At 72.1% G+C, this 26,050-nt stretch carries 26 protein-coding genes; 17 read left to right on the top strand and 9 right to left on the bottom strand.

Translation table 11 applies throughout. The annotated features are described in order from the left end of the window. Positions 1-32 precede the first annotated feature (32 nt). Positions 33-656: an HU family DNA-binding protein gene (locus HUV60_RS08690; protein ID WP_257847961.1), complete on the top strand. Its 624-nt coding sequence runs from the start codon at positions 33-35 to the stop codon at positions 654-656. A 103-nt stretch (positions 657-759) separates the two neighbouring features. Here the strand turns inward: HUV60_RS08690 and HUV60_RS08685 are convergent, their stop codons facing one another. Together HUV60_RS08685 and cofC are read right to left on the bottom strand one after the other, a co-directional pair. Continuing rightward, complete coding sequence (locus HUV60_RS08685; protein ID WP_055572423.1) at positions 760-963, bottom strand: hypothetical protein; 204 nt, start codon at positions 961-963, stop codon at positions 760-762. A 9-nt stretch (positions 964-972) separates the two neighbouring features. Next, the gene (gene cofC, locus HUV60_RS08680) at positions 973-1,611 is read right to left on the bottom strand and encodes a 2-phospho-L-lactate guanylyltransferase (protein WP_257847962.1); all 639 of its coding nucleotides are present in this window, start codon (positions 1,609-1,611) and stop codon (positions 973-975) included. A 158-nt stretch (positions 1,612-1,769) separates the two neighbouring features. On the opposite strand from cofC, the gene HUV60_RS08675 reads away from it, so the two are divergent. The 3 genes from HUV60_RS08675 (at position 1,770) to HUV60_RS08665 (ending at position 4,946) form a co-directional block, all read left to right on the top strand. After that, on the top strand, positions 1,770-2,633 hold the full coding sequence (locus tag HUV60_RS08675) for a lysophospholipid acyltransferase family protein (protein WP_257847963.1): 864 nt from the start codon (positions 1,770-1,772) through the stop codon (positions 2,631-2,633). Further along, positions 2,630-3,640 (top strand): NAD(P)H-dependent glycerol-3-phosphate dehydrogenase, encoded by a 1,011-nt coding sequence (locus HUV60_RS08670; RefSeq protein WP_257847964.1) that lies wholly within the window; start codon positions 2,630-2,632, stop codon positions 3,638-3,640. The genes HUV60_RS08675 and HUV60_RS08670 overlap by 4 nt, the downstream gene beginning before the upstream one ends. A 148-nt stretch (positions 3,641-3,788) precedes the next feature. Beyond that, the gene (locus tag HUV60_RS08665; protein WP_257847965.1) at positions 3,789-4,946 is read left to right on the top strand and encodes a D-alanine--D-alanine ligase family protein; all 1,158 of its coding nucleotides are present in this window, start codon (positions 3,789-3,791) and stop codon (positions 4,944-4,946) included. Positions 4,947-4,977: 31 nt separating this feature from the next. Here HUV60_RS08665 and HUV60_RS08660 read toward each other — a convergent pair whose 3' ends face one another. Together HUV60_RS08660 and HUV60_RS08655 are read right to left on the bottom strand one after the other, a co-directional pair. Further along, complete coding sequence (locus HUV60_RS08660) at positions 4,978-5,478, bottom strand: DUF3515 domain-containing protein (protein WP_257847966.1); 501 nt, start codon at positions 5,476-5,478, stop codon at positions 4,978-4,980. A 20-nt stretch (positions 5,479-5,498) separates the two neighbouring features. Next, a complete protein-coding gene (locus HUV60_RS08655; protein ID WP_257847967.1) occupies positions 5,499-5,732 on the bottom strand; it encodes an Lrp/AsnC family transcriptional regulator in 234 nt (77 codons plus the stop codon). Positions 5,733-5,950: 218 nt separating this feature from the next. On the opposite strand from HUV60_RS08655, the gene HUV60_RS08650 reads away from it, so the two are divergent. Both HUV60_RS08650 and thiD read left to right on the top strand, forming a co-directional pair. Beyond that, complete coding sequence (locus tag HUV60_RS08650; RefSeq protein WP_257847968.1) at positions 5,951-6,916, top strand: thiamine-phosphate kinase; 966 nt, start codon at positions 5,951-5,953, stop codon at positions 6,914-6,916. Beyond that, positions 6,913-7,794 (top strand): bifunctional hydroxymethylpyrimidine kinase/phosphomethylpyrimidine kinase, encoded by an 882-nt coding sequence (thiD, locus tag HUV60_RS08645; protein ID WP_257847969.1) that lies wholly within the window; start codon positions 6,913-6,915, stop codon positions 7,792-7,794. Before HUV60_RS08650 ends, thiD begins: the two co-directional genes overlap by 4 nt. 112 nt (positions 7,795-7,906) lie before the next feature. Here the strand turns inward: thiD and rpmB are convergent, their stop codons facing one another. Continuing rightward, complete coding sequence (rpmB, locus tag HUV60_RS08640) at positions 7,907-8,092, bottom strand: 50S ribosomal protein L28 (protein ID WP_004924906.1); 186 nt, start codon at positions 8,090-8,092, stop codon at positions 7,907-7,909. A gap of 267 nt (positions 8,093-8,359) precedes the next feature. On the opposite strand from rpmB, the gene HUV60_RS08635 reads away from it, so the two are divergent. Next, positions 8,360-10,072, top strand: a complete 1,713-nt coding sequence (locus HUV60_RS08635; protein ID WP_257850118.1) for a DAK2 domain-containing protein — start codon at positions 8,360-8,362, stop codon at positions 10,070-10,072. Positions 10,073-10,124: 52 nt separating this feature from the next. Here HUV60_RS08635 and HUV60_RS08630 read toward each other — a convergent pair whose 3' ends face one another. Next, positions 10,125-13,154 (bottom strand): tetratricopeptide repeat protein, encoded by a 3,030-nt coding sequence (locus HUV60_RS08630; protein WP_257847970.1) that lies wholly within the window; start codon positions 13,152-13,154, stop codon positions 10,125-10,127. After that, complete coding sequence (locus HUV60_RS08625; RefSeq protein WP_257850120.1) at positions 13,151-15,007, bottom strand: HSP90 family protein; 1,857 nt, start codon at positions 15,005-15,007, stop codon at positions 13,151-13,153. The genes HUV60_RS08630 and HUV60_RS08625 overlap by 4 nt, the downstream gene beginning before the upstream one ends. Before the next feature lie 190 nt (positions 15,008-15,197). On the opposite strand from HUV60_RS08625, the gene recG reads away from it, so the two are divergent. The 8 genes from recG to mutM all read left to right on the top strand — a co-directional run bounded on the left by recG (position 15,198) and on the right by mutM (position 22,880). Beyond that, complete coding sequence (recG, locus tag HUV60_RS08620; RefSeq protein WP_257847971.1) at positions 15,198-17,447, top strand: ATP-dependent DNA helicase RecG; 2,250 nt, start codon at positions 15,198-15,200, stop codon at positions 17,445-17,447. 110 nt (positions 17,448-17,557) lie between these two features. Then, positions 17,558-18,145 carry a 16S rRNA (guanine(966)-N(2))-methyltransferase RsmD gene (rsmD, locus tag HUV60_RS08615; RefSeq protein ID WP_257847972.1) on the top strand — a complete coding sequence of 196 codons (588 nt, stop codon included), beginning with the start codon at positions 17,558-17,560 and terminating at the stop codon, positions 18,143-18,145. A gap of 26 nt (positions 18,146-18,171) precedes the next feature. Then, positions 18,172-18,651 (top strand): pantetheine-phosphate adenylyltransferase, encoded by a 480-nt coding sequence (coaD, locus tag HUV60_RS08610; RefSeq protein ID WP_257847973.1) that lies wholly within the window; start codon positions 18,172-18,174, stop codon positions 18,649-18,651. A gap of 177 nt (positions 18,652-18,828) precedes the next feature. Then, a complete protein-coding gene (locus tag HUV60_RS08605) occupies positions 18,829-19,953 on the top strand; it encodes a cell division initiation protein (RefSeq protein ID WP_257847974.1) in 1,125 nt (374 codons plus the stop codon). Between the two features lie 194 nt (positions 19,954-20,147). Continuing rightward, positions 20,148-20,792, top strand: a complete 645-nt coding sequence (locus tag HUV60_RS08600; RefSeq protein WP_257847975.1) for a YceD family protein — start codon at positions 20,148-20,150, stop codon at positions 20,790-20,792. Positions 20,793-20,794: 2 nt separating this feature from the next. Continuing rightward, positions 20,795-20,968, top strand: a complete 174-nt coding sequence (gene rpmF, locus HUV60_RS08595) for a 50S ribosomal protein L32 (RefSeq protein ID WP_003951102.1) — start codon at positions 20,795-20,797, stop codon at positions 20,966-20,968. 7 nt (positions 20,969-20,975) lie between these two features. Next, positions 20,976-21,854 (top strand): ribonuclease III, encoded by an 879-nt coding sequence (gene rnc, locus HUV60_RS08590; protein ID WP_443047242.1) that lies wholly within the window; start codon positions 20,976-20,978, stop codon positions 21,852-21,854. Positions 21,855-22,019: 165 nt separating this feature from the next. Next, positions 22,020-22,880 (top strand): bifunctional DNA-formamidopyrimidine glycosylase/DNA-(apurinic or apyrimidinic site) lyase, encoded by an 861-nt coding sequence (mutM, locus tag HUV60_RS08585; RefSeq protein WP_257847977.1) that lies wholly within the window; start codon positions 22,020-22,022, stop codon positions 22,878-22,880. Here the strand turns inward: mutM and HUV60_RS08580 are convergent. Then, the gene (locus tag HUV60_RS08580; protein ID WP_257847978.1) at positions 22,853-23,263 is read right to left on the bottom strand and encodes a winged helix-turn-helix transcriptional regulator; all 411 of its coding nucleotides are present in this window, start codon (positions 23,261-23,263) and stop codon (positions 22,853-22,855) included. The genes mutM and HUV60_RS08580 overlap by 28 nt on opposite strands. Positions 23,264-23,449: 186 nt before the next feature. Beyond that, positions 23,450-24,805, bottom strand: a complete 1,356-nt coding sequence (locus tag HUV60_RS08575; RefSeq protein ID WP_257847979.1) for a CAP domain-containing protein — start codon at positions 24,803-24,805, stop codon at positions 23,450-23,452. 165 nt (positions 24,806-24,970) lie between these two features. Here HUV60_RS08575 and HUV60_RS08570 point away from each other — a divergent pair, with 165 nt between their 5' ends. Both HUV60_RS08570 and HUV60_RS08565 read left to right on the top strand, forming a co-directional pair. After that, positions 24,971-25,252 carry an acylphosphatase gene (locus HUV60_RS08570; RefSeq protein ID WP_257847980.1) on the top strand — a complete coding sequence of 94 codons (282 nt, stop codon included), beginning with the start codon at positions 24,971-24,973 and terminating at the stop codon, positions 25,250-25,252. 375 nt (positions 25,253-25,627) lie between these two features. After that, positions 25,628-25,831: a hypothetical protein gene (locus HUV60_RS08565; RefSeq protein ID WP_004924871.1), complete on the top strand. Its 204-nt coding sequence runs from the start codon at positions 25,628-25,630 to the stop codon at positions 25,829-25,831. The last annotated feature ends 219 nt before the right edge of the window (positions 25,832-26,050 follow it).

Genomic DNA, 26,050 nt, shown 5'->3' with positions numbered 1-26,050 from the left:
TTCGTTCGGGCGATGTCTCCGAAGGGGAAGACGTGAACAAGGCGCAGCTCGTAGAAGCGATTGCCGACAAGATGGGCGGCCGGCAGCAGGCCGCCGATGCCGTCGACGCGGTCCTGGACGCCGTCGTCCGTGCTGTGGTCGCGGGTGACCGGGTCTCGGTCACCGGCTTCGGTTCGTTCGAGAAGGTCGACCGCCCGGCCCGGTACGCCCGCAACCCCCAGACCGGTGAGCGGGTTCGGGTCAAGAAGACGTCGGTGCCGCGTTTCCGTGCGGGCCAGGGTTTCAAGGACCTGGTGAGCGGCTCGAAGAAGCTGCCGCGCGGTGGTGAGGTCGCCGTCAAGAAGGCGCCCAAGGGCAGTCTGTCCGGCGGGGCTTCCGCGACGGTGAAGAAGGCCGCCGCGAAGAAGAGCGCCGCCAAGAAGGCGACGGCGAAGCGGGCCGCGGGAAAGACGGCCGCCGCGAAGAAGACCACCGCCAAGAAGACGACCGCCAAGAAGGCCACCGGCGCGTCCGCGGCGACCGCCAAGACCTCCGCCGCGAAGAAGTCGACCGCCAAGAAGTCCCCGGCGAAGAAGGCGACGGCCACGAAGGCGCCCGCCAAGAAGTCGACCGCACGCAAGACCACCGCCAAGAAGACCACCGCCCGCAAGAAGTAGCGGCGGCGAAACGGTACTCACGCGCCGGGCCGGACTCCGTCACGGAGTCCGGCCCGCGGTGTGCCGGCGCGCACCCGGAACGTCGTCGGAACGCGGGCGGTGGTCAGAACGTCTGGAGCGTGACCAGGGTGATCCGCCGGGCCTCGCCCTCGCCCCGGGTCTCGATGCGCACGCGCTGCCCCGGACGCAGCAGCCTCAGGCCTCCGGCGTCGAACGCCGGTGCGTCGAAGGGGACCGGTGTGCCGTCGTCCAGCAGCACCTGGCCGCTTCGGCTCTCGGGGTCGTAGGTGTACGCGGTCGCCTGCATGGCCGCAGCCTACTGCTCCGCTATCAGCAGCCGCGCGGCGGCGGCCGCCGTGCGGGGTCCCACACCCAGCGCCAGCGCCGCCCGGAGATCGTTCCCCGTGTCCACGTCCTGTCGTACGGAATCCACCGCGTCGAGGCGCAGTTCGACGGCTCCCCACGCGCGGTGCCGGGCCCGGGAGCCGGGACCGAAGGACGGCCGCAGTTCCTCCGTCGCCGCCGCTGTGAGCAGCGTCGTGCCGACGCCCGCGGTATCCGGGAGGAACGCGCGCGGGAACGCGGCCGCGTCCTCCAGCACACGCGCCAGTTCGGCCGGGCGCAGCGCCGGGAGATCGGCGTTGAGTGCCGCCACGGGACCCGCGTGCCGCACGGTCCGCACGGTGGCGGCCGCGTGGGCGAGGGCCGCGTTCAGGCCGCTGCCCGGCTCGTCGGAGACGACACCCGCACCCAGCGCGGCCAGCTCACGGCCGGCCAGGGTGTCGTCCGTGACAACCACCACGTCCCGCACCGCACGGCATGCCAGGGCGGCCGCCACCGTGTCCTGCGCGAAGGCGAGCGCGAGCCCCGGACGCAGGGCGTCGTCCGCGGTGTCGGAGAGCCGGCTCTTGGCCTCCGCCAGCGGCTTCAGGGGTACCACCAAGGTCCACTGCACGCGTGTTACGTCCCTCTCTTGTCGCCGTCATTGTCCCCTGCGGCACCCGGGGGCCGGGGTGCCGGGGCGTACGGTGTTCTCGACAGACCGGTGCCCCGGGGCGACACTTGTGCGACCCGCCTGGCCCCCGGGTCCAGGACTTAGAGGAAGGTGTCCCTGTGCCGCGCCGCAGAATCGGCTTCGCTTACCGCTTCGCCGCGGTGATCTGCAAACCTCCGCTGGTGGTTCTGCTCAAGCGGGACTGGCGCGGAATGGGGAACATTCCGGCCCATGGTGGATTTATCACCGCGGTAAATCACAATTCGTACATTGACCCCGTCGCCTACGCGCACTTTCAGTACAACACCGGTCGTGTTCCGCGATTCCTGGCGAAGAGCGGTCTTTTCAACAAGGGATTCGTCGGGGCCATGATGCGCGGCACCGGGCAGATCCCCGTCTACCGCGAGAGTACGGACGCGCTCAGTGCCTTCCGGGCCGCGATCGACGCCGTGGAGCGCGGCGAATGCGTCGCCTTCTACCCCGAGGGCACCCTCACCCGCGACCCGGACGGCTGGCCCATGACCGGCAAGACCGGCGCCGCGCGGGTCGCCCTGCAGACCAGGTGCCCCGTCGTCCCGGTCGCGCAGTGGGGCGCCAACGAGGTGCTGCCGCCGTACGCCTCCAAGCCTCACCTCTTCCCGCGCAAGACGCACCGCGTGCTGGCCGGACCGCCGGTCGACCTGGACCGCTTCTACGGCCGGGAGATGACACCCGAACTGCTCAAGGAGGCGACCGAGGCCATCATGGCCGCGGTGACCCGCCAGCTGGAGGAGATCCGCGGCGAGAGGGCCCCCGAGGAGCCCTACGATCCGCAGAGCGAACGCGTGGAGCAGCGCCGAAAGACCCTGGCCCAGACCCGGCGCAGGGGCCACGCCGGTCCGTCCGGGCGCGGACCGGCGGAACACCGGCACCAGGAACGGCAGAACGAACAGCGGTGGCCCGGAGAAGGTGCCGCCGCGCGGGAAGAGGGGCTGAACACGTGAGCAAGCCGGTCAAGGCGGCCGTCTTCGGCACCGGATCGTGGGGTACGGCCTTCGGCATGGTGCTCGCCGACGCCGGATGCGACGTGGTGCTGTGGGCGCGACGCCCCGGACTCGTCGAAGCGGTCAACTCCACCCGCACCAACCCCGACTACCTGCCCGGAGTCGAACTCCCGGCGAACCTGCGGGCCACCACGGACGCCGCCGAGGCCGCGCACGACGCCGACTTCACCGTCCTCACGATCCCCTCCCAGACGCTGCGCGACAACCTCGCCGGATGGAAGCCGCTGCTCGCCCCGGACACGGTCCTGGTGTCGCTGATGAAAGGCGTCGAACTCGGCTCCGCCATGCGGATGAGCGAGGTGATCGAGGACGTCTCCGGGGTCGGCGCCGACCGGATCGCCGTGGTCACCGGACCCAACCTCGCCCGGGAGGTCGCCGCCCGGATGCCGGCCGCCACCGTCGTCGCCTGCACCGACGAGGCCGTCGCCCGGCGGCTCCAGGCCGCCTGCCACACGCCGTACTTCCGCCCGTACACCAACACCGACGTCGTCGGCTGCGAACTGGGCGGCGCCGTGAAGAACGTGATCGGGCTGGCCGTCGGCATCGCGGACGGCATGGGGCTCGGTGACAACGCCAAGGGCTCGCTCATCACCCGCGGGCTCGCCGAGACCACCCGGCTCGGGGTCGCGCTCGGCGCGGACCCGCTGACCTTCGCCGGACTCGCGGGCCTCGGCGACCTGGTGGCCACCTGCTCCTCACCGCTCTCGCGCAACCACACCTTCGGCACCAACCTCGGCAAGGGCATGACCCTGGAGGAGACCGTCGCGGTCACCAGGCAGACCGCCGAGGGTGTCAAGTCCTGCGAGTCGGTGCTGGACCTCGCCCGTCGGTACGGCGTCGACATGCCGCTCACCGAGACGGTCGTCGGCATCGTGCACGAGGGCAAGCCCCCGGTGGTCGCCCTCAAGGAGCTGATGTCGCGCAGCGCGAAGCCGGAACGACACTGAGCGACGGCGGGGCGACGGCGGGGCGACGGCGGGGCGACGGCGGGGCGACGGGGGAGCGCCGCCGGCACCGTCCCGCGCGGAAGCACTCCGTCCGCAGCACCGTGGACGCTGTATCAGAGGTACGGCCACCGGGTACCCTCATCGCCATATGAGCACCCAGAACCTCCCCCAGAGCCCCGAGCAGCCGCCTCGCAAGCCGCGTGTGGCCGTCGTGTTCGGCGGGCGCAGCTCCGAACACGGGATCTCCGTGGTCACGGCCGGCGCCGTCCTCAAGGCCATCGACCGGACGAAGTACGACGTCCTGCCGATCGGTATCACCCGGGGCGGCCGCTGGGCACTCACCGCCGACGAGCCGGACCGCATGGCCATCGTCGACCGGCGCCAGCCCAGCGTGGACCAGCTCACCGACGCGGCCGAGGGCGCGGTGGTGCTCCCCCTCGACCCCGCGCACCGCGAAGTCGTCTACAGCGAGCCCGGTTCGGTACCCAAGGCGCTCGGCGAGGTCGACGTCGTCTTCCCCGTGCTGCACGGCCCCTACGGTGAGGACGGCACCCTGCAGGGACTCCTGGAGCTCTCCGGGGTCCCCTACGTGGGCTCCGGGGTGCTCGCCTCCGCCGTCGGGCAGGACAAGGAGTACATGAAGCGGGTGTTCACCTCCTTCGGGCTCAAGGTCGGCCCGTATGTGGTGATCCGGCCCCGCGAGTGGGAGAACGACGAGTCCGCCGCCCGCGAGAGGATCGTCGACTTCGCAGGGGAGCACGGCTGGCCGCTGTTCGTGAAGCCCGCGCGGGCGGGCTCCTCGATCGGCATCACCAAGGTCGACGACCTCGCCGCTCTGGACGAGGCGATCGCCGAGGCCCAGCGGCACGACCCGAAGATCCTGGTGGAGGCCACCCTGCGCGGCCGCGAGATCGAATGCGGGGTGCTGGAGTTCGAGGACGGCCCGCGTGCCTCGGTGCCCGCCGAGATCCCGCCGCCCGACGCACACGCCTACTACGACTTCGAGGCCAAGTACATCGACTCCACGCCCGGCATGGTGCCCGCACCGCTGACCGGCGAGGAGACCGCCGAGGTGCGCCGGCTGGCGGTGGAGGCGTTCGAGGCTGCGGGTTGCGAAGGGCTGGTGCGCGCGGACTTCTTCCTCACCGAGGACGGCGGGTTCGTCATCAACGAGATCAACACGATGCCCGGCTTCACGCCCATCTCGATGTACCCGAAGATGTGGGAGGCCACCGGCGTCGAGTACCCCGAGCTGGTGGACCGGTTGGTGCAGGCGGCGCTGCGCCGGCGGACCGGACTGCGCTGAGGCGCACGTCCGGGGCCGGGAGACCGGGTGACTAGGAGGCGATCCCTTCGGGGATCGCCTCCTTGAGGGCGGGGGCGAGATCGATCAGTACGCCCGTGCTGTCGCGTCCGTCGGTCACTCCGACCTCGACATAGGCCTCACGGCTCGCGGTCGTGAAGCGGTGTGTCCCGTCGTCCTGCTGTTCCATGAGCCAGTCGACGCCGTCGACGCCGCCCGCCATCGCCTCCGGGTCGTTGCCGCCCGTCACTTCGGGATCCACCATCTTCGGCGGTTGCCCGACACCGCACCGCAGTATGATCGCCTCGCCGCCCCAGCCCGCGGTCAGCGCGGACGAGGGTTCGGGATCGTCGCGGTCCTCGCCGTCCACCTTCGCCGGCAGGACCTCGTCCAGGTTCCGGCACAGCGTGGTGACCTTCGCGTCCGGGCTGGGAACCGCCGCCGACGCGCTGTCGTCTGCTGAGGAGCAACCCGCGGCGGTGATCAGCAGGGCGAGAGCGGGAAGGACGGTGTGGCGGTGACGGAAGGAACTCACCGCCCCAGGGTAGACGGGGGCTACAGATGGACGACCGGGCAGGTCAGGGTGCGGGTGATGCCGTCCACCTGCTGCACCTTCGCGACCACCATGCGCCCCAGGTCGTCGACGGTGTCGGCTTGAGCGCGCACGATGACGTCATAGGGTCCGGTCACGTCCTCGGCCTGGACGACTCCAGGAATCCCGCCGATCAGATCGGCGACGGTCGACGCCTTGCCGACCTCCGTCTGGATCAGGATGTACGCCTGTACCACGGAACCTCCAGAGCGGCCACGAGGATCATGTGGGGAAAAGGAACGCCACGGTATCGCGTTGCCGCTCGTCGAGGGGAGACCTGCGGCAACCGGACCCCGCGCGCCGGGGCACGGGACGGACACAAGGTGACGGTCACTTCGACCGTAGCGAGGGCAGACACGACTCGCGACCGAGAACGGAACCGGGAACGGGCCGGGACAGAAGGGGAGCTGGGGACATGAAGGGCACGGTTGGTGAACTCGGGGAGTTCGGGCTCATCAGGGAGCTCACCTCCCGTCTCACCACCACCCCGGCGGTCCGGATCGGTCCGGGCGACGACGCCGCCGTGGTCGCCGCACCCGACCGCAGGGTCGTGGCCAGCAGTGACGTCCTGCTCGAGGGCAGGCACTTCCGCCGCGACTGGTCCACCGCCTACGACGTCGGCCGCAAGGCCGCCGCGCAGAACCTCGCGGACATCGCCGCCATGGGCGCCGTGCCGACCGCGCTGCTGCTCGCGCTGGTCGTCCCGGCCGAACTGCCGGTGACCTGGCCCTCCGAGCTGATGGACGGCCTGCGGGACGAGTGCCAGGTGGCGGGCGCCGCGGTGGTCGGAGGGGACGTGGTGCGCGGCGACACGATCATGGTCGCGATCACCGCGCTCGGCGACCTGCGCAACCAGGAGCCGGTGACGCGGGGCGGCGCACAGCCCGGCGACCTCGTCGCGGTGACCGGCTGGCTCGGCTGGTCCGCGGCCGGGTTCGCGGTGCTCTCGCGCGGTTTCCGCTCGCCGCGCGCCTTCGTCGAGGCGCACCGCCGGCCCGAACCGCCCTACCACGCGGGCCCCGCGGCGGCCGGGCTGGGGGCGACCGCGATGTGCGACGTGAGCGACGGACTGATCGCCGACCTCGGGCACATCGCCGAGGCCAGCAAGGTCCGCATCGACATCCGCTCCGGGGCGGTCGACATCCCCTCCCAGATGAACGACATCGGGCAGGCCGTCGGCGTCGACCCCATGCAGTGGGTGCTGACCGGGGGAGAGGACCACGCGATCGTGGCCACCTTCCCGCCGGACGTGAAGCTGCCCGCCCGCTGGAAGGTGATAGGTGAGGTCCGCACCCCCTCGGCGCTGCCCCAGGTGACGGTCGACGGGGCGCCCTGGACCGCCCAGGGCGGCTGGGACCACTTCTCGGACATCGAGTCATGAGCGCGGGGAGAGTGGAGGGAGCCAAAGGCGCCGGGGCCGTGCCGCCGAGGGTGCTGACGGTCGCAGGTTCGGACTCCGGCGGGGGAGCGGGGATCCAGGCCGACCTGAAGACGATGCTCGCGCTGGGCACCCACGGCATGAGCGTGATCACCGCGGTCACCGCGCAGAACTCCCTCGGCGTGCAGGGCGCCTGGCCGCTGCCGGTGGAGGCGGTACGGGCCCAGTACCGCAGCGTCGTCGACGACATCGGGGTCCAGGCGGTCAAGACCGGCATGCTCGCCTCCGCCGAACTCGTCGAGGCGGTGGCCGGCCTGCTCGCCGGGAGCCGGGTGCCGGTGGTCGTCGACCCCGTGGGGGTCTCCAAGCACGGGGACGCGCTGCTGGCGTCCTCCGCGCTCGACTCCGTACGGACGAAGCTGCTGCCGGTCGCGACCGTGGCCACGCCGAACCTGGACGAAGTGACCCAGCTCACCGGTGTCCGGGCGCAGTCGGAACGGGACTTCCGCCGGGCCGCGGAAGCGGTGCTGGCGTTCGGGCCGCAGTGGGTCGTGATCAAGGGCGGCCATCTCGCCGGGGACCCGGGCGACGCCGTCGACCTGCTCACGGACGGTTCACAGGAGCACTGGCTGCGCGCCCCGAGGTACGACAACCGGCACACCCACGGCACGGGCTGCACCCTCGCCTCGGCGATCGCCGCGCAGCTGGCCAAGGGGCAGCCGGTGCCGGAGGCGGTGACGGTCGCCAAGGAGTACGTCACAGGGGCGATCGCGGCCGGCTTCGGGCTGGGCGCAGGGATCGGGCCGGTGGACCACGGGTGGGCACTCGGGCGGAGGGCCGGCGTCGGACCCGGGGCCGGCCCTGAGCCCGAGGTGTGCTGAGGCCCGCCTCACGGGAGGGACAGCCCGCGCGGGCACGGCAAGAAGCCGGTCCACCGTGGGTGGACCGGCTCAGTGCGGTGAACCAGCTGTGGCCGCGCGCTCAGCGAGAGCGTCAGCGCGAGACCTTGCCGGCCTTGATGCACGAGGTGCAAGCGTTCACGCGCTTCGGCGTCCCGCCCACCACGGTACGCACACGCTGGATGTTCGGGTTCCAGCGACGGGGCGTACGGCGGTGCGAGTGCGAGATGTTGTTGCCGAAGCCCGGCCCCTTGCCACAGACGTCGCAGTTGGCAGCCACGGGTCACTCCAAAGACTTCAGATGCACTTACGGTTGATCCCGGCATGCCGGGATCAGGAACGTCGGAACTCGAGGAGCTCTTGGGAATCTGAGTGGCTCTGCCAGGGAGAGGCCCGATTCGGATCGGGCAACCGGAGCAGCATACAACGGGTGAACCAGGAGAACGAAACCGGCATGGCAGCTCAGGGGCCCGCCCGGCCCGCTTCCGCCGACCCGTCCCTCACGGTCTACGCTGCGTGCCACGTCCAGCAGCTCAAGGAGGCGCAGGTGGCGCAGGTGCCGCAGAGATTCTTCGATGCTCTCGCGGTGCGTGCCTGGTGCGGACTCGCGCTCGACGCCCTGGGGCGCGCGCGTGAGGAGATCGACGCGATCAACGTCTACCCCGTGGCGGACGGGGACACCGGGACGAATCTCTACCTGACGGTCGAGTCCGCGGCCACGGCCGTCGAGGCGGTGTTCGCGGGGTACGCGGCGGACGGGCCCGAAGGGCCCACGCTGGCGGACGCGGCGCGCGCGATGGCGCACGGGGCGCTGATCGGTGCCCGCGGCAACTCCGGGACGATCCTGGCGCAGCTGCTGCGCGGAATGGCGCAGGTGCTGGCCGGGGAGGAGGCGGCCCACGCCGACGGCCGGGGGCTGCGGCGCGCCCTGCGGACCGCGGCCGACTCCGCGCGCCGGGCCGTGGCCCACCCCGTCGAAGGCACCGTGCTCACCGTCGCCACGGCCGCCGCCGACGCGGCCGGCAGTACGGAGGGCGACTGCGGGCAGGTGGCGCGGGCGGCCTACGACGGCGCCCGCACGGCCCTCGCCGCGACGCCGGGCCTGCTGGCCGTGCTCCAGCGGGCGGGTGTGGTGGACGCGGGCGGCAGGGGGCTGGTGGTGGTGCTGGCGGCCCTGGTGGAGACGTTCACGGGAGAGACGCCGCGAGGGACAGGGCCCAAGACGTACGGGGGCGGGGCCGGGACGCACGCGCGGCCGGGGCGCGACGCACCCGCCGGGGCCGTGCCTCCCGCCGGGTGCGCCGACGCAGGGGGAGCGGCGGACGTCCCGGCCACCGGGCCCGCCTTCGAGGTGATCTACCTCCTGGAGGCCGAGGACGCGGCCGTGGAGCGGTTGCGGCAGCGGCTCGACGCCCTCGGGGACTCACTCGTCGTGGTCGGCGGCGACGGACTGTGGAACGTCCACGTCCATGTCGACGACGCCGGAGCCGCCGTGGAGGCGGGAGTCGAGGCAGGGCGCCCGCACCGTATCCGGATCACGCACTTCGGCGCCGGTGACACCCACGCCCCCGGCGCCGGCCGTCCGCCCGTGGAGCGCGTCGCGCGGGCCGTGGTGGCCGTGGTGCCCGGGGAAGGGCTGGCCGGCCTGTACACCGAAGCCGGGGCGACCACGGTGCTGGCCCGCCCGGGGGAGCCGCCCGCGAGCGGTGAGCTGGTCGACGCCGTGCGTCGGGCCCACGCGCACGAGGTGGTGCTGCTGCCCAACGACGCCGAGCTGCGCCACACCGCCGCCGCGGCGGCCGAACAGGCCCGCGCCGAAGGGCTCAGGGTGGCTCTCATCCCCACCCGTTCCGCGGTCCAGGGCATCGCGGCGCTCGCGGTGCACGAGCCGGAGCGCCGCTTCGACGAGGACGTGGTGGCGATGACCTCGGCGGCGGGCGCGACCCGGTACGCCGAGATCACCGTCGCCGAACGGCAGTCCTGGACCATGGCGGGCATCTGCCAGGCCGGGGACGTCCTCGGCCTCATCGACGGTGACGTGGCCGTGATCGGCGGCGACGTCACCGCCACCGCCACCGCCGTCCTGGACCGCATGCTCTCGGCCGGCGGCGAGATGGTCACCCTGGTCCTCGGGGACGAGACCCCGCACACCGTCGCCACCCACCTGGAGACCCACGTCCGCGAGGGCTATCTGGCCGTCGACACGGTCCTCCACCAAGGCGGCAGACAGGGCGCCCTGCTTCTCATCGGGGTGGAGTGACGACGGGGGCGGCCCGGCTCTCGCGGCCGCCGCCCGGCAGGTCCGGCCCGGGTCAGTCCTTCGCCCGTTCCTGCTTCCCCTCCGTCCTCGTCTCCTTCTTCTCCGTGACGGTGCTCAGAAGGTGTTCCGCCCGGGCGCGCAGGGTCTGGGCCGCCTCGTCCCCCTCGGGGGCCTTCCCGTGGGCGGTCAGGACGGCACGCGCGCGGGCCGTCGCGGCAGCGGGACGGCCCAGGTCGGCCTCCAGCCGGGCCGCGGCCAGTTCGGCCCGGGAACGGTCCTCGATGGCGTCCGGGCCCAGCGGGGCGAACACGGCGATCGCCCGGTCCAGCGTGGCCACCGCCTCCTCGAGCAGGGCCCTCCCGTCGTCGTCAGCGGTCCCGCCGTCCGCCGCCCGCACCAGCAGGTCCGCGAACTGCCGGTAGGTATGGCCGAGTTCGGCGGTGAGATGCACGCGGGTCCCGTCGTCCGGGGCCGCGGCCACCGCCGCCCCGCACTCCTCGACCGCGTCCGCCATCAGCGCGCGTGCCCCGTCGGGACCTGCCTCCGCACGCAGCAGGAGCCACGCGCGGGCGCGCAACGAGCGCACCAGTCCGGGTACGTCGCCGACCGTGCGCCACAGCTCGCCCGCACGGGCGAAGGCCCGCTCCGCCTCCTCGGACAGGCCCGCCTGCTCCAGACTGGCCGCGGCCAGATGGGCCAGCGTCGCGTGGTCCTGCTGCTCCGGCCAGTGCCGGGCGATCTCGGCGGCCTGCAACCGCCGCTCGGCGGCGGACCGGTGCTCGCCCAGCTCACCGAGGCAGTCCCCGAGCCACCACAGCGTCTGGACGACCGCTCCCTCCCCGTGCGTATCGGCCGTCACGTCGGGCAGGACGGACTCCAGCACCTCGGCCGCCTCGGCCCACCGCCCGCGCTGCAGCAGGAAACCGCCGAGCTGATGCCGCGCCCAGGCGCCCAGCGTCGCTCCCTCGCCCGCCTCGTCGGCCCAGTGCGCCGCCTCCAGGGCGTGGTCCGCGGCCTGAGCCACCCGCCCCCGCCCGCCGGTCACCTCGGCGAGCTGCAGATGGAGCTGTGCCCGCCCGGCCGGCTCCAGATACGGCCCGCCGTGCTCCAGAGTTGCCCGCAACGCCCGTTCGGCGCCGTCGACGTCGCCGAGATGGTGGGCGAGCTGCGCCAGCCGGGCCTCGTACTCCACCGCGAACCACGGCAGCCCCGCCGCGACGAACGCCTCGGCGGCCCGCGCGGACAGCTCCGCGGCACCCTCCACGTCCCCGGAGAGCCCCGCCAGCTCGCCGAGCATCGCCTGCGCCTCGGCGGCCCGCGCGGCGAGCCGTACGTCCTCGCCGGTGTGCCCCTCCACGAACGTCAGCACCGCGCGTACGGCGGTCACGGCCTCCTCCAGGACGGCGTCCTCACGGTCCTCACCGGCGGCGCGCATCCGCCGGGTCAGGATCCGCGCCCGCGCCGTCAGTACGGACGCCGTCTGCCGCAGGCCCGTACCGCCGGCGGCGTACAGCGCGAGGATCTCCTCGTGCGGTCCGGCCACCGCCGTCAGCGCCTCGTCCACCCGGCCCGCCAGCGCATGGACGTACGCCGCACGCGCGCGTGCGGCCAGGGCCTCCCCGGGGTCGCCCGCCTCCGCGTACAACTCGGCGGCCCGCTCGAAGAGGTCGGTGGCCTCGGGGCCGAGCGCCATCGCCTCGTGGTCGGCGACCTCCGCGCGGTCACGGGCCGCCAGGGCGGCGTCGTTCCCCGCCGCCTCGGCCTCGTGCGCGGCGCGCGCCACCGCCGCCCACGCCTCCACGGCGTGCGGTTGCAGGGTGTCCGACATCCGCCGCGCCTCGACAAGCAGCGCGGGCAGGGTGGGCGGCGCGGAATCGCCGGAGGGCTCCGGGCCGGCTGCCGCCGACATCCCGGCACCCGGCGCCACGGGCCGTACCGGGCCCCCGGGCGGCGGTACAAGGGACGCGCCCGACGGCCGTACGCCGAGCGGCAGCCGGTCCACCAGCGGGCGGCGCGCCATCCGCGCGCGGGCCCGCTCGCTGACGTACTCCGTGCCGTTGCGCTCGTCGAAACGGGCCGCCAGAGCCAGCGCCCGGGCCCGCGCGTGCGGGGCCAGTTCCGCGGCGGTCCAGGTCCGCCCGGCCGGCCCGGGGACCTGGCTGCCGCCCAGGCCGAGCCCGGTCAGCCGGTCCATGAGCAGCGTCACCACGCTCAGGAAGTCCAGCTTGCTGCGCGGATGCCCCTCGTCGGTGAAGTAGGCGGGCCGCTCCGCGAGCAGTTCCAGGGCGCGCGCCTCGTTGCCGCTCAGCGCGCAGAACTCCACATGGTCCGCGTACGCGCCGCGCATGCTCTCCATGGGCCGGACCAGCCGGAAACCGCGCAGATGGTGGGCGCGCGCCTCGTCCACGCGGTCCAGCCGCAGCAGGGAGAGCAGGGAGGACGCCAGGACCGTGTGCGGTTCGTGGGCGCAGGTGAACTCGCCCTCCAGGACCGGCCGCCACAGCTCGAGAGCCTCCGCGTCCCGTCCGTTCTGCGCCTGCCACCAGCCCTGCCCGTGCAGCTCGCACGCATGGCAGTCGGCCATGGTGTCCCGGTCGGCGGCCAGCCACGCGGCGTACGCCCGCTCGGCCCGCGGCATGTCCCCCACGTGCGCGGCCACACTGAACTCGGCGCTGCGCACCGCCCGTTCGGAATGACCGGCCAGCCGGTAGCGGCGCTCCATCTCGCCGAGCCACTTCTCGACCGAGGTGAGCGGGATGTGCGGCTGGTCGAGCATGCCGGCCGACATCCACTTGAAGACCCAGTGCAGCGAATGCGTCTCGTACGCGTCGAAGTCCTCGGGGCGTTCGTCCCACATACGCAGCAGCCGCGCGAAGGGGACGAACATTTTTCCCTTCTCCGAGCTGTAGTTGTACACCTTCAGCTGGTGCCCGAGCGCCTCGATCACGGCGAGCGGGATGTTCAGCTTCTCGGCCTCGAGCAGCAGGTGCTCCGCGCGCGCGTTGCGCGCCGGTCCCTCCGGCTGCTCGGAGTTCTCACCCATCGCGTGGCGCAGGGAATCGAAATCGGTGATCGAGCTCATCGGCCGGAGCCCCCCGTGGAGTCGTCGTGGGTGGCCCACTCCAGCAGGCCGAGGAACGCGCGGTTGAGCAACGCCGAGTCGGTCGGCCGCAGCTGCCGCTGCGCCATGAGCAGCGCCTGCCCGTACAGGGACTCGACTGCGGTACCGATGAGTTCGGTCTCCCCAAGCGAACTGATGCGCCGCACCAGCGGGTTGAGATGGTTGAGCACCAGACGCGCCCGCGGGGCGCTGCCGCGCAGCGAGCCGAGAACGCCCGCCCACAGGTCGTCGGCCCCCGACTCCGCCTCGGCGCGCGCCTGCTCGTGCCGGGACTCACGGTCGTCCAGGTGCAGCGCGGGCACCGACAGCGGGTGGAACGCGCGCAGGACCACGTCGCAGCCCAGCGGATCCAGCCTGGCCCGTGCGGCGGCCAGGAAGCCCGACAGGGCCAGCTCCTCGGCCGGGTCCACCGCGTCCAGATGGGCGGTGACGGTGTCCGCGTCCAGCTCGGCGACCACGCTGCCCGGCCGCACCGCCGGCAGCGCCTCGACCAGCTCGCTGTCGTACGTGTAACCGCCGTTGACCACGCCGATGCCCTGCGCGGACGCGATCGGCGCGACCTGCCGGTACTCCTCGACCGTGCGCGTGAAGTGCACCACCGGGTGCCGTTGCGCGAACTCCTCCAGGGACAGCCGCCCGTCCGTCGTCTCGAACGGCAGCCAGGGCAGCATCGTGCGCAGCATCTCCCGGTCGTGCCGCGCGAGCGCCTTCACACCCAGGTGGTGCACCGACAGGAACGCCGCAAGGTGCTCCGGGTCACCGGCGGCCAGCCCGGTCAGCCAGCCGCGGATCCGCTCGCCCAGCGCCTCGCGGACCCCGGCCAGCGTCTCGTCCTCGTACAGGGACTCGCGCGAGGCCGTGGGCCGCAGGCTGTCCGTGTCCAGGACGCAGCGCGCGAAGAACGCCCAGTCGGGCAGCAGCTGTTCGGCCCGCTCGGTCAGCAGCATGCCCTTCAGGTGCACGCGGTGCCCCGCGCGCCGGGCCGGGCTGACCGCCGACGGCAGCACGTACGCCACTCCGCGCACCCCGGCCAGCGGCACGTCCAGTTCGATGGAGTCCAGCGGGGTGAAGCCGAACAGGTCGTGACAGTGCCGGGCCAGCGCCACCCTGCGGGCGGCGGGGCTCGGATACGCGCGGTCCCAGGGCGCGGGGAGTTCGGTGACCGTCTCCCCGCCCACCCGTACGTCGTACGGCAGCAGCGAGCCGAAGTCACGGGCCAGTGAGAGCACCCGCTCCTCGGCCAGCCACTCGGCGGACCCGGTCCGCGCCACCAGGTGCACGGTGGTGCCCGGCTCGGGCCGCGCCGCGTCGGGCAGCGTCCGCACGGTGTACGAACCGTCGTCGCGCGCGGTCCACTCCACGGGCGGCGCCTTCGGCGTCCGCGCACTGCGGCTGACGACGCGGATCCGCTCGGCCACCACGAAGCAGGCGAGCAGCCCGATGCCGAACTGTCCGAGGAAGTCGGAGCGGGCCTCCTGCAGGCCCTCGGCACGCTTGGAACTGCGCCCGATGGTGGCGAGCAGGTCGTGCACGTCCGCCTCGGTGAGGCCGACGCCGGTGTCCTCCACCCGCAGTCCGCCCGTCTCCACGGACAGCCGCACGTGCGCCGGGGCGTCCGGGTCCTCGGCGCGGCGGGCGGTGACGGCGTCCACCGCGTTCTGCAGCAGCTCGCGCAGATACACCTTGGGACTGGAGTAGAGGTGGTGGGAGAGCAGGTCCACCAGGCCGCGGAGATCGACCTGGAAGGTATGAGGCGGCTGAGGTGAGCCGGATGCCTGGGATGCCTGGGATGCCTGAGAGATCTGGGAGTCCATCGTCACGGCGCCGGTGAGGGCTCTTGACGGCGCGGGGTCGGGCGGTCCCGGTGAGGCGGTGACCGCGGGGGCGGCGGGGCGTTGGCGCGTCATCCTAGAGCCCGGAAGACTCCGCTGACCAGGGAATTCCCGATCTTTCGGAAGGCGCCGAGGCACAGGTGTTCCCGCTTTGTCGGTGCGGTGGTGTGCAATGGACCCCGTGCCCGCACTGCAAGAACCGCTGCAAGAACCGTCGCGAGAACCACTGCAACAGCCGCTGAAGTCGGTGCTCGGTCCGCCCACCGCGAAGGTGATGGCCGAACACCTCGGCCTGCACACGGTCGGCGACCTCCTCCACCACTATCCCCGCAGGTACGAGGAGCGCGGCCAGCTCACCCATCTCGCCGACCTCCCCATGGACGAGCACGCCACCGTGGTCGCCCAGGTTGCCGACGCGCGGCTGCACACCTTCGCCTCCGCCAAGGCGCCGCGCGGCAAGGGCCAGCGCCTTGAAGTCACCATCACGGACGGCAGCGGCAGGCTCCAGCTGGTCTTCTTCGGCCACGGCGTCCACAAGCCGCACAAGGAACTCCTGCCGGGCACCCGCGCGATGTTCGCCGGCAAGGTCTCCGTCTTCAACCGTCGCCTCCAACTCGCCCATCCCGCGTACGAGCTGCTGCGGGGCGACCCGGAGGAGAGCGTCGAGGCCTGGGCCGGCTCGCTCATCCCGATCTACCCCGCCACCGCCAAACTGGAGTCCTGGAAGATCGGCAAGGCGCTCCAGACCGTCCTGCCCCGCGCCCAGGACGCCGTGGACCCCCTCCCCGGGCCGCTGCGCGAGGGGCGGGGGCTGGTCCCGCTCCCCGAGGCCCTGCTGAAGATCCACCGCCCGCACACCAGGGCCGACATCGAGGACGCCCGCGCCCGCCTCAAATGGGACGAGGCCTTCGTCCTCCAGGTCGCCCTCGCCCGACGCCGCCACGCCGACGGCCTGCTTCCCGCCGTCGCCCGCAGACCGCGGCCCGACGGCCTGCTCGCCGCCTTCGACGACCGGCTCCCCTTCACGCTCACCGACGGCCAGCGGAAGGTCTCCGAGGAGATCTTCGACGACCTCGGCACCGAACACCCGATGCACCGGCTGCTCCAGGGAGAGGTCGGCAGCGGAAAGACCCTGGTCGCCCTGCGCGCCATGCTCGCCGTCGTCGACGCCGGGGGGCAGGCGGCCATGCTGGCGCCCACCGAGGTGCTCGCCCAGCAGCACCACCGCTCGGTCACCGAGATGATGGGCGAGCTGGCCGAGGGCGGCATGCTGGGCGGGGCGGAGAACGCCACCAAGGTCGTGCTGCTCACCGGCTCCATGGGCGCGGCCTCCCGCCGTCAGGCCCTGCTCGACCTGGTCACCGGCGAGGCCGGCCTCGTCATCGGCACGCACGCGCTGATCGAGGACAAGGTCCAGTTCCACGACCTGGGCCTGGTCGTCGTCGACGAGCAGCACCGGTTCGGCGTCGAACAGCGCGACGCCCTGCGCGGCAAGGGCAAACAGCCCCCGCACCTGCTCGTCATGACCGCCACGCCCATCCCGCGCACCGTCGCGATGACGGTCTTCGGCGACCTGGAGACCTCCGTCCTCGACCAGCTCCCGGCCGGCCGCTCACCCATCGCCAGCCATGTCGTCCCGGCCGCCGACAAACCCCACTTCCTGGCCCGCGCCTGGGAACGGGTCCGCGAGGAGGCCGGCAACGGCCACCAGGCGTACGTGGTCTGCCCGCGCATCGGGGACGAGGAGGACGACCCGAAGAAGGCCGGGAAGAAGAAGCCCGGGTCTCCCGGGGACGACGCCGAGAAGCGTCCGCCGCTCGCCGTCCTCGACGTCGCCGGCCACCTGGCGAGGGGTCCGCTGAGCGGCCTGCGCGTGGAGGTCCTGCACGGCAGGATGCAGCCCGACGACAAGGACGCCGTCATGCGCCGATTCGCCGCAGGGGAGACCGATGTCCTGGTCGCCACCACCGTCATCGAGGTCGGTGTCAACGTCCCCAACGCCACCGTCATGGTGATCACGGACGCGGACCGCTTCGGTGTCTCCCAGCTCCACCAGCTGCGCGGCCGGGTCGGCCGCGGCTCGGCCCCCGGCCTGTGCCTGCTCGTCACCGAGATGCCCGAGGCGAGCCCGGCCCGGCAGCGGCTCGGCGCGGTCGCCGGCACCCTCGACGGCTTCGAGCTCTCCCGCCTCGACCTCGAACAGCGCCGTGAAGGCGACGTCCTGGGCCAGGCCCAGTCGGGCACCCGCTCCAGCCTGCGCATGCTCGCCGTCATCGACGACGAGGAGATCATCGCCGAGGCCCGTGAGGAGGCCACCGCGGTCGTCGCCACCGACCCCGAACTGAAGAGCCTGCCGGGACTGCGTACCGCGCTCGCGGCTCTGCTGGACGACGAGAGGGAGCAGTACCTGGAGAAGGGCTGACAGACTGGGACGGCCGGCCTCCGGGCACTGGCCGGCACACCGGTCGGCACACCGGCACGGCCAAGGACGGCCAAGGACGGCCAAGGACGGCCAAGGACAAGGACGAGGACATGACCCGCGTGATCGCCGGCCTGGCCGGCGGACGCCGCCTGGGCGTACCGCCGGGCAACGGCACCCGCCCCACCTCCGACCGGGCGCGCGAAGGACTGTTCTCCACCTGGCAGGCCCTCCTCGGCGGCCCGCTGCACGGCGAGCGCGTCCTCGACCTGTACGCCGGTTCCGGTGCCGTCGGTCTGGAGGCCCTGTCCCGGGGAGCGGGGCACAGCCTCCTCGTCGAGGCCGACACCCGGGCCGTCCGCACCGTCCGGGACAACGTCAAGGCACTCGGGCTGCCCGGCGCCGAGGTCAGACCGGGCAAAGTGGAACAGGTCGTCCGCACGCCCCCGCCGGCCGAGCCGTACGACGTCGTCTTCCTCGACCCCCCGTACGCCGTCTCCGACGACGATCTGCGCGAGATCCTGCTCACACTCCGTACCGGGGGCTGGCTCGCCGACGAAGCCCTCGTCACCGTGGAGCGCAGCACCAGAGGCGGGGAGTTCGCGTGGCCGTCCGGCTTCGAAGCTCTCCGGTCCCGTCGTTACGGCGAGGGAACGTTTTGGTACGGTCGCGCCGCCGCTCCGTGCGAAGACGCACAATGACCGGACCGGAGAGCGAGGGATCACCAGTGCGCCGCGCCGTCTGTCCCGGGTCGTTCGACCCGATCACCAACGGACATCTCGACATCATCGCCCGAGCCTCGAGTCTCTACGACGAGGTCTACGTCGCGGTGATGATCAACCAGTCCAAGAAGGGCCTCTTCAAGGTCGAGGAGCGGATCGACCTGATCGGCCGGGTCACCGCCGAGTACGGGAACGTCCGGGTCGAGGCCTTCCACGGCCTGCTCGTCGACTTCTGCAAGCAGCGCGGCATTCCCGCGATCGTCAAGGGCCTGCGCGCGGTCAGCGACTTCGACTACGAGCTGCAGATGGCCCAGATGAACAACGGCCTCTCGGGCGTGGAGACCCTCTTCATCCCCACCAACCCCACCTACAGCTTCCTGTCGTCCTCCCTGGTCAAGGAGGTCGCCACCTGGGGCGGCGACGTCTCTCACCTGGTGCCCCCGGAGGTCCTCTCCGTCCTCTCCGAGCGCCTCCGCAAGGACTGAGAGCGCCCGAGTGCCGTCCGCGCGGAATCCGGGCGCGCGACGGCATCGGGCAGGCCCGGGGCCCGGGGTGCGGGCCTGCCTCCGGGTAATCCGCCGGGCGGTGTTCCCCACCCGCCCCAGAGTCGTACAGTCGTTGCGTCCGTCTCCAACACAGCTGTAGAGAGTGGCGAGCACACGGTGGACGTGCAGAAGAAGCTGGACGAGATCGTCGACCTGGTCTCCGGGGCCCGGTCGATGCCCATGTCGGCCTCGTGCGTGGTCAATCGCGCCGAACTGCTCTCGATGCTCGAAGAGGTGCGCGCGGCGCTGCCCGACTCCCTCGCCCAGGCCCAGGAACTCATCGGGGGCCGCGAGCAGATGGTCGAGCAGGCCCGCCAGGAGGCCGAGCGGATCATCGAGGGCGCGCACGCCGAACGCGGCTCCCTGGTCTCCGGCACCGAGGTCGCCCGCCGCTCCCAGTCCGAGGCCGACCGGATTCTCACCGAGGCCCGCAAGGAGGCCGAAGAGGTCCGTGCCGAGGCCGACGACTACGTCGACTCCAAGCTCGCCAACTTCGAGGTCGTCCTCACCAAGACTCTCGGCTCCGTCGGCCGCGGCCGCGAGAAGCTGCTCGGCACCGGCCCCGGACTCGACGAGCAGGGCTACGAGGACGAGGACGCCCTCGAGCGCAGCCACGACCCGGAGACCCTGCGCCGTAGTGCCGACGCATACGTCGACGTCAAGCTCGGCGCCTTCGAGGCGGTCCTCGCCAAGACCCTGGAGGCGGTCGGCCGGGGCCGCCAGACCCTGCACGGCCGGATCGCCAGCGACGACCTCGGTGCCCTCTCCGAGGACATGACGACGGTCCAGCACTCCAGCGACGCCGACTACCTCGCCGACCTCGCGGCCATGTCGGACGCCCCGGCCCAGCGGCCCGCCCGGCCCCAGCAGACCGTGCCCGACCAGCCCCAGCAGGCTCCGCTGGCCGCACAGCAGGACTACGCCCAGCAGCAACAGGCGTACGGCTACGAGCAGCAGAACCAGCAGCCCGATCCGTACGGCGGCTACCAGCAGCAGTACGGCGGGGGGCAGGACCCGTACGGCTATCCGCAGCAGTCCGCCGGCCTGCAGGCCGACCCGTACGCCGCCTACCAGGGCTACGGGACGCCGCAGCAGCCGGCCTACGACCCCGGCCAGGGCCGGCAGGACTACGCCCCGCAGCAGCAGAACCCGGCCGTCCTCGACGAGACCAGTCTCTTCGACACCAGCATGATCAGCGCCGAGCAGCTGCGCGCCTACGAACAGGGCCGCGGCAACGGCTGACGGCCCGGCCACGGCCCGGCCGGCGCCGCCCGGTACCCGCTCCCACCGGCCCGGATTGGGACGAGAGCCGAAGGTCCAGTATCCTGGCTCATCGGTCGTGTGTGCGTTGCGCTGCCTTCGTAGACGTCCGCGATCCACGCTGCCCGGGACACAAGGGGGCAGCGTATCCCCGAGCTCGAAGACCGAAAGCAGGAATGGCTCTGAACGCCCGCCTCGACCACCGCAATCCCCTCGTGTTCGACACACACGAGCTGGGACGGAGGCCGGGCGCGCTGCAGCGCCTGACCCGCTCGATCGAGGCGCCCGGGGACCTCGGGATCCAGGGAGTCATCGGAGTGCCGGAAGGCGCCCCGGTGGAACTCGGACTCCGGCTCGAGTCGGTCATGGAAGGGGTGCTCGTCACCGGCACCGCCCGTGCGACGGCCGAGGGGGAGTGCGTAAGGTGTCTGGAGCCGCTCGAGCGGGAGCTCGTCGCGGAGTACCAGGAGATGTTCTCGTACCATGACGCCGACGACCGGGGCCGCGTGAAGGCGGAACCGGGGGACGACGCCGAGGACAACGAGGACAGGCTTTTCATCGAGGACGGCATGTTCGACCTCGAGACCGTGCTGCGCGATGCGGTGGTGCTCGCACTGCCGATGCAGCCGGTGTGCCAGGACGACTGCCCCGGCCTGTGCTCCGAATGCGGAGCCCGGCTCGCGGACGACCCGGACCACCACCACGACGCCGTCGACATCCGTTGGGCGGCACTGCAGGGACTCGCCGGTTCACTCGAAGATGGCGAGAAGGACGAGATGAGCGGCGCCGAACCGGGCGTCGACGAGAAGCAGGAGAAGTAGCCGTGGCTGTTCCGAAGCGGAAGATGTCGCGCAGCAACACGCGCCACCGCCGGTCGCAGTGGAAGGCTGCGGTCCCCACCCTGGTTGCGTGCGAGCGCTGTCACGAGCCCAAGCAGCAGCACATCGCGTGCCCGTCTTGCGGCACCTACAACAAGCGCCAGGTCCTCGAGGTCTGAGCGGCTGGTGAGAGGCACTGTGTCCACGCCCAAGAAGCAGTCGCCCCGTGTGAGCGGGAGCGGACCGGCGGACAGCAACCAGGCCTCGTCCCACACGCTTCTGGAAGGGCGGCTCGGCTACCGGCTCGAGTCCGCCCTTCTGGTGCGTGCGCTGACCCACCGTTCCTACGCGTACGAGAACGGCGGTCTGCCGACGAACGAGCGGCTGGAGTTCCTCGGGGACTCCGTGCTCGGCCTCGTCGTCACGGACACGCTGTACCGCACCCACCCCGACCTGCCCGAAGGCCAGCTGGCCAAGCTGCGGGCCGCGGTGGTCAACTCGCGTGCGCTGGCGGAGGTGGGCCGCGGGCTCGACCTCGGTTCCTTCATCCGGCTCGGCCGCGGTGAAGAGGGCACGGGTGGCCGGGACAAGGCGTCCATCCTCGCCGACACCCTCGAAGCGGTGATCGGCGCGGTCTATCTCGACCGGGGGCTCGACTCGGCGGCGGAGCTGGTGCACCGCCTGTTCGACCCGCTGATCGAGAAGTCCTCCAACCTCGGTGCCGGCCTGGACTGGAAGACCAGTCTCCAGGAGCTCACCGCGACCGAAGGACTCGGTGTGCCCGAGTACCTGGTCACGGAGACCGGTCCCGACCACGAGAAGATCTTCACTGCTGCCGCCCGCGTCGGAGGCGTCTCGTACGGCACCGGCACCGGCCGCAGCAAGAAGGAGGCGGAGCAGCAGGCCGCCGAGTCCGCCTGGCGGTCCATCCGGGCCGCGACGAACGAGCGCGCCGAAGCGGCTGCCTGCGCCGAAGCGGCCGGTCCGGCCGTCGAGGCGAGCGCGGGGGCAGGCACGGAGACGTTCGCCGAGCCTGCCGCCGACACGTCGGCGGCCTCCGCCTGACGATCGTACGCACGCGCACCGCGCACACGTCCACGGATCACGCGGCACCCGCGAGCGTCGGGGTGGTCGCGACACGCGCAGAGCGCGGCCCGAGTGCCCGCCCCGGAAGGGGGCGGGCACTCGGGCCGCGGTCGTGGAGACCGGTCCTCGGAGGGGAAAGGAACCATGCCCGAGCTGCCCGAGGTCGAGGTCGTACGGCGCGGACTGGAGCGGTGGGTCGCCCACCGGACCGTCGCCGAGGCCGAGGTGCTGCACCCGCGCGCGGTGCGCCGCCACCTCGCCGGCGCCGACGACTTCGCGCACCGGCTGAAGGGCCACCGCGTCGGTGTTCCCAGCCGCCGCGGGAAGTACCTGTGGCTGCCCCTCGAGGACGCGGACCAGTCGGTCCTGGCCCACCTCGGAATGAGCGGCCAGCTGCTGGTCCAGCCGCACACCGCCGCTGACGAGAAGCACCTGCGTGTCCGCGTCCGCTTCGCCGACGACCTGGACACCGAGCTCCGCTTCGTCGACCAGCGCACCTTCGGCGGGCTCTCACTGCACGGCAACACCCCCGACGGGCTGCCCGACGTCATCGCGCACATCGCCCGCGACCCGCTCGACCCGCTCTTCGACGACGAGGCCTTCCACCGGGCGCTGCGCCGCAAGCGCACCACGATCAAGCGGGCCCTGCTCGACCAGTCCCTGATCAGCGGAGTGGGCAACATCTACGCGGACGAGGCGCTGTGGCGGGCCCACGTCCACTACGAGCACCCCACGGAGACCTTCACCCGCCCACGCTCCCAGCTCCTCCTGGCCCATGTCCGGGACGTGATGAACGCCGCTCTCGCGGCGGGCGGCACCAGCTTCGACAGCCTGTACGTCAACGTCAACGGCGAGTCGGGCTACTTCGACCGCTCCCTGGACGCCTACGGCCGGGAGGGCCTGCCCTGCCGCCGCTGCGGTACGCCGATGCGCCGACGGCCCTGGATGAACCGGTCCAGCTGCTTCTGCCCGAAATGTCAGCGGGCCCCGCGCGTCTCGTCGTAGCGCTCGTGGGCCTGGAGCACGTCGTCCATCCTGCCCTCCAGGAAATGGATGAGGGACAGCACCCGCCGTGCCACCTCGTGGCCCAGCGGGGTGAGTTCGTAGTCCACCCGGGGCGGGTTGGTGGGCTGGGCCTCACGGTGCACCAGGCCGTCGCGCTCCAGCGCGTGCAGCGTCTGGGAGAGCATCTTCTCGCTCACGCCGTCGACGCGGCGGCGCAACTCGTTGAAGCGCAGCGATCCCCCGCACAGTGCCCCGAGCGTCAGCGCGCCCCAGCGTCCCGTCACATGCTCCAGCGTGCCGCGCGACGGACACCCCTTGGCGAACACGTCGTAGGGGAGCCGCTGCTCCGCCGAGTCCTCCGGGTGGGGCCGCGTGGTGGTCATGTCTTCAGCCTACTTCGGCGCAGCGCTCACCAGCAGGTCGCACTCACCACACGACAGCGCGGGGAAGCCCGCGCGAAGAAGTGCGCACGGAACCCGGACGGCGGCCGGGGACGTCCCCGGCCGCCGTCCGGGTTCCGTGCGCCTCCCGCTGTGACCCTCTGGTGGGTGAACCGGTGGGGTGAACCCCTAGTAGCCGAAGTTCTGGGTCCACCACGGGCCGCCGGAGCCGAAGTGCACGCCCACGCCCAGCGTCTTGAAGTCGCAGTTCAGGATGTTCGCCTTGTGGCCGGGGCTGTTCATCCAGGCTTCCATGGCCGCCGCGGCGGTGGCCTGGCCGCGGGCGATGTTCTCGCCGCCGAGGTCGGATATCCCGGCCGCCGACGCCCGGTCCCACGGTGTGTCGCCGTCGGGGTCGGTGTGGTCGAAGAAGCCGCGGTCGGCCATGTCCTTGCTGAACGCCGTGGCCAGACCGGTCAGCGCGCTGTTCGCGGCCACCGGGCTGCAGCCCACCTTGGCCCGCTCCTGGTTGACCAGCCGGAGCACCTGGGCTCCGGCGGCGGCCTCCTCGGAGACGGTCACCGGGCTGCTGGGCGCCTCCTTCTCCGGCTGCGGAGCGGTCCTGCGCTCCGCAGCCGTCGTCTTCTCGGACACCTCCTCGCTCGGTGTCGTCGAAGGCTTCTCCTTCTCCTTCTCCTTCTCCTTCTCCTCCGCCGATTCCGCTTCGGCGGGCGCCTTGCTCTCCGGAGTCTTCTTCTCCTTCTCGTCCGAGGAGTCCGACGGTGAGGGTGCGGGGGAGGCGGCGCGGTCGGCGTCGCGGCTCGCGGATTCGCCGGCGTCGCGGCTCGGGCTCTCGAGACTGTCCGAGGTGCCACCCAGTCCGCCGGGCGCGTTGGTCGGGGTGCCCGCGGCCTCCACGCTGTCGCCGGGGGTGCGGTCGCCCCCCAGTTTGTAGTTGTCGAGGCCGGGCACCACGCCCGTGGCCACCGCGACCGTGCCGAGGGCCACCGCGGCGGACACCCCGAGCAGACCGGTGCGGACCGGGGTCGCGGCCTTCTTCTTCCGGCGTCGTCCCCCCGCGTGCCGGTCGCTCTCGCCGGGCGTGAAGCCGTCGTCCGGGGAGCCGCTCTGCGGGAGGTCCCCGCGCCGGAGGCCGTCACTCGCGAAGACGGCCGTGTCGGCGGCGGCCGTGTCAGCGAACCTGGAGCGGTCCGGGCGCGCGGAGAAGCGGTCGTTCCGGTGGCCGTACCCCTGGTGGTTCTCCCGGTGGGCGGCACCTGCGGAGAAGCCGCCCTGAGTGAAGTTCCCCGAGTGGCCGCCTTCGGAAGCGTTCTCCGTCGCGAAGAGGTATGCCTCGCTCCTCGCAGCCGTCTCGGCGTACGCCTCCGGGTTCAGATAGGGGGCGATGCCCATGGTCGGAGCGTCTTCGGCGTGAGCACCCAGCGGGCCGTGGCCTCCGTCGTGCAGGTCGTCGTGCTGAGTGACCCCCGTGGCGGCGCGGCCCGTGGCGGCGCGGCCGGCGGCGGAGCGTCGGTGGCGTCCCATGTTCTGGCCTTCCTCGTCCTGGCGGTCGGTCGACTCGTCCTCGCGTTCAACACGAAACTCACACCATCGAGTGAGTTTCGTACGAGATTCATTCGATCGGGACGGTACCGCATGCCGCCAGGGGAGGGAGTGCCCCGAGTGACATTGTCCGGTTAGGTTGCAGTCATGAGCGAGGATGTGCGACTGGTCGCCTGGGTGCGGGGGCGTGTCCAAGGTGTGGGTTTCCGCTGGTTCACGCGAGCCAAGGCGCTGGAGATCGGCGGCCTGAGTGGCTTTGCTCTCAATCTGGCGGACGGACGCGTCCAGGTGGTCGCCGAGGGCTCCCGCGAGCGCTGTGACGGACTGCTCGACTGGCTCCAGGACGGCGACACGCCCGGGTGCGTGGACGGCGTCACCGAGATCTGGGACACACCTCGCGGCGGATATGACGGCTTCGCCATCCGCTGAGCCCTCCGCGTTCGAGGGGCCCCGGGACGCCGGCCGGCCGCCGCGGTCGGCTCTCCGACGGGGAAAAGTCCTGGTGGTTGCCAAGACCCGGGGCGCCGTGGGAGGCTCCCCGGCACCGATGGCCGCCACGCCGAGAGGGCCCGCCGAAACCGCCGCAGGGCCGCCCGGTGGCCGTGTGCGCCGGGTCATCGGCCGATACGGCGTGTGATCGTGTTGACCGTCAAACTTTTTGGTGAGACGCTGAAAGTCCCCGCGCACCTCAGCTGTTTGGCATGGCTGAACGGCACTACTGCAAGTCTGCCAGGCATCGCGGGTGCTCATCCCTCACGACCCACACCGCACAGGTCGGTCACGCATTGTGGAGGACCATCCATCATGGCAAAGGCGCTTCTCGGTTACGTCGGCGGCTCCGACCCTCGACTCCTCGCCGAGATGCGACGGCTCCAGCAGCGCGTCCAGGACCTGGAATCCGAACTCGTACGGATCCAGGCGGAGAACGACGAGCTCGCGGCTGCCGCTTCTCACGACAGGATCATGGAGAGCGTTGACGCACACCAGGCGGAGCCTGCGCTGACCTGATCACTGCGCCGCTCCACCACGGCACGCAGTGGTCGGTCGGTCCGCCCGTCACCACCACGCTGTCAGAAGTGCAAGGGACGCTCCGGCGTCCCTTCTCTCTTTCCTCCGCACCCCCGTGCCGGCCGGGCCCCGAGTTCCTTGCCCCGTGCATCCTTTCACCGTCTTTAACGTTTGATGTGCCCTGCGCGTTCACCGGTGAAACCGCCGGTTCATGGAGGG

Origin of the sequence: Streptomyces sp. KMM 9044 (genome assembly GCF_024701375.2) — a bacterium.
In the GTDB taxonomy this organism is placed as follows: domain Bacteria; phylum Actinomycetota; class Actinomycetes; order Streptomycetales; family Streptomycetaceae; genus Streptomyces.
The sequence above is the reverse complement of the archived record's forward strand: the minus strand, read 5'-3'. Positions and strand labels throughout refer to the sequence as shown.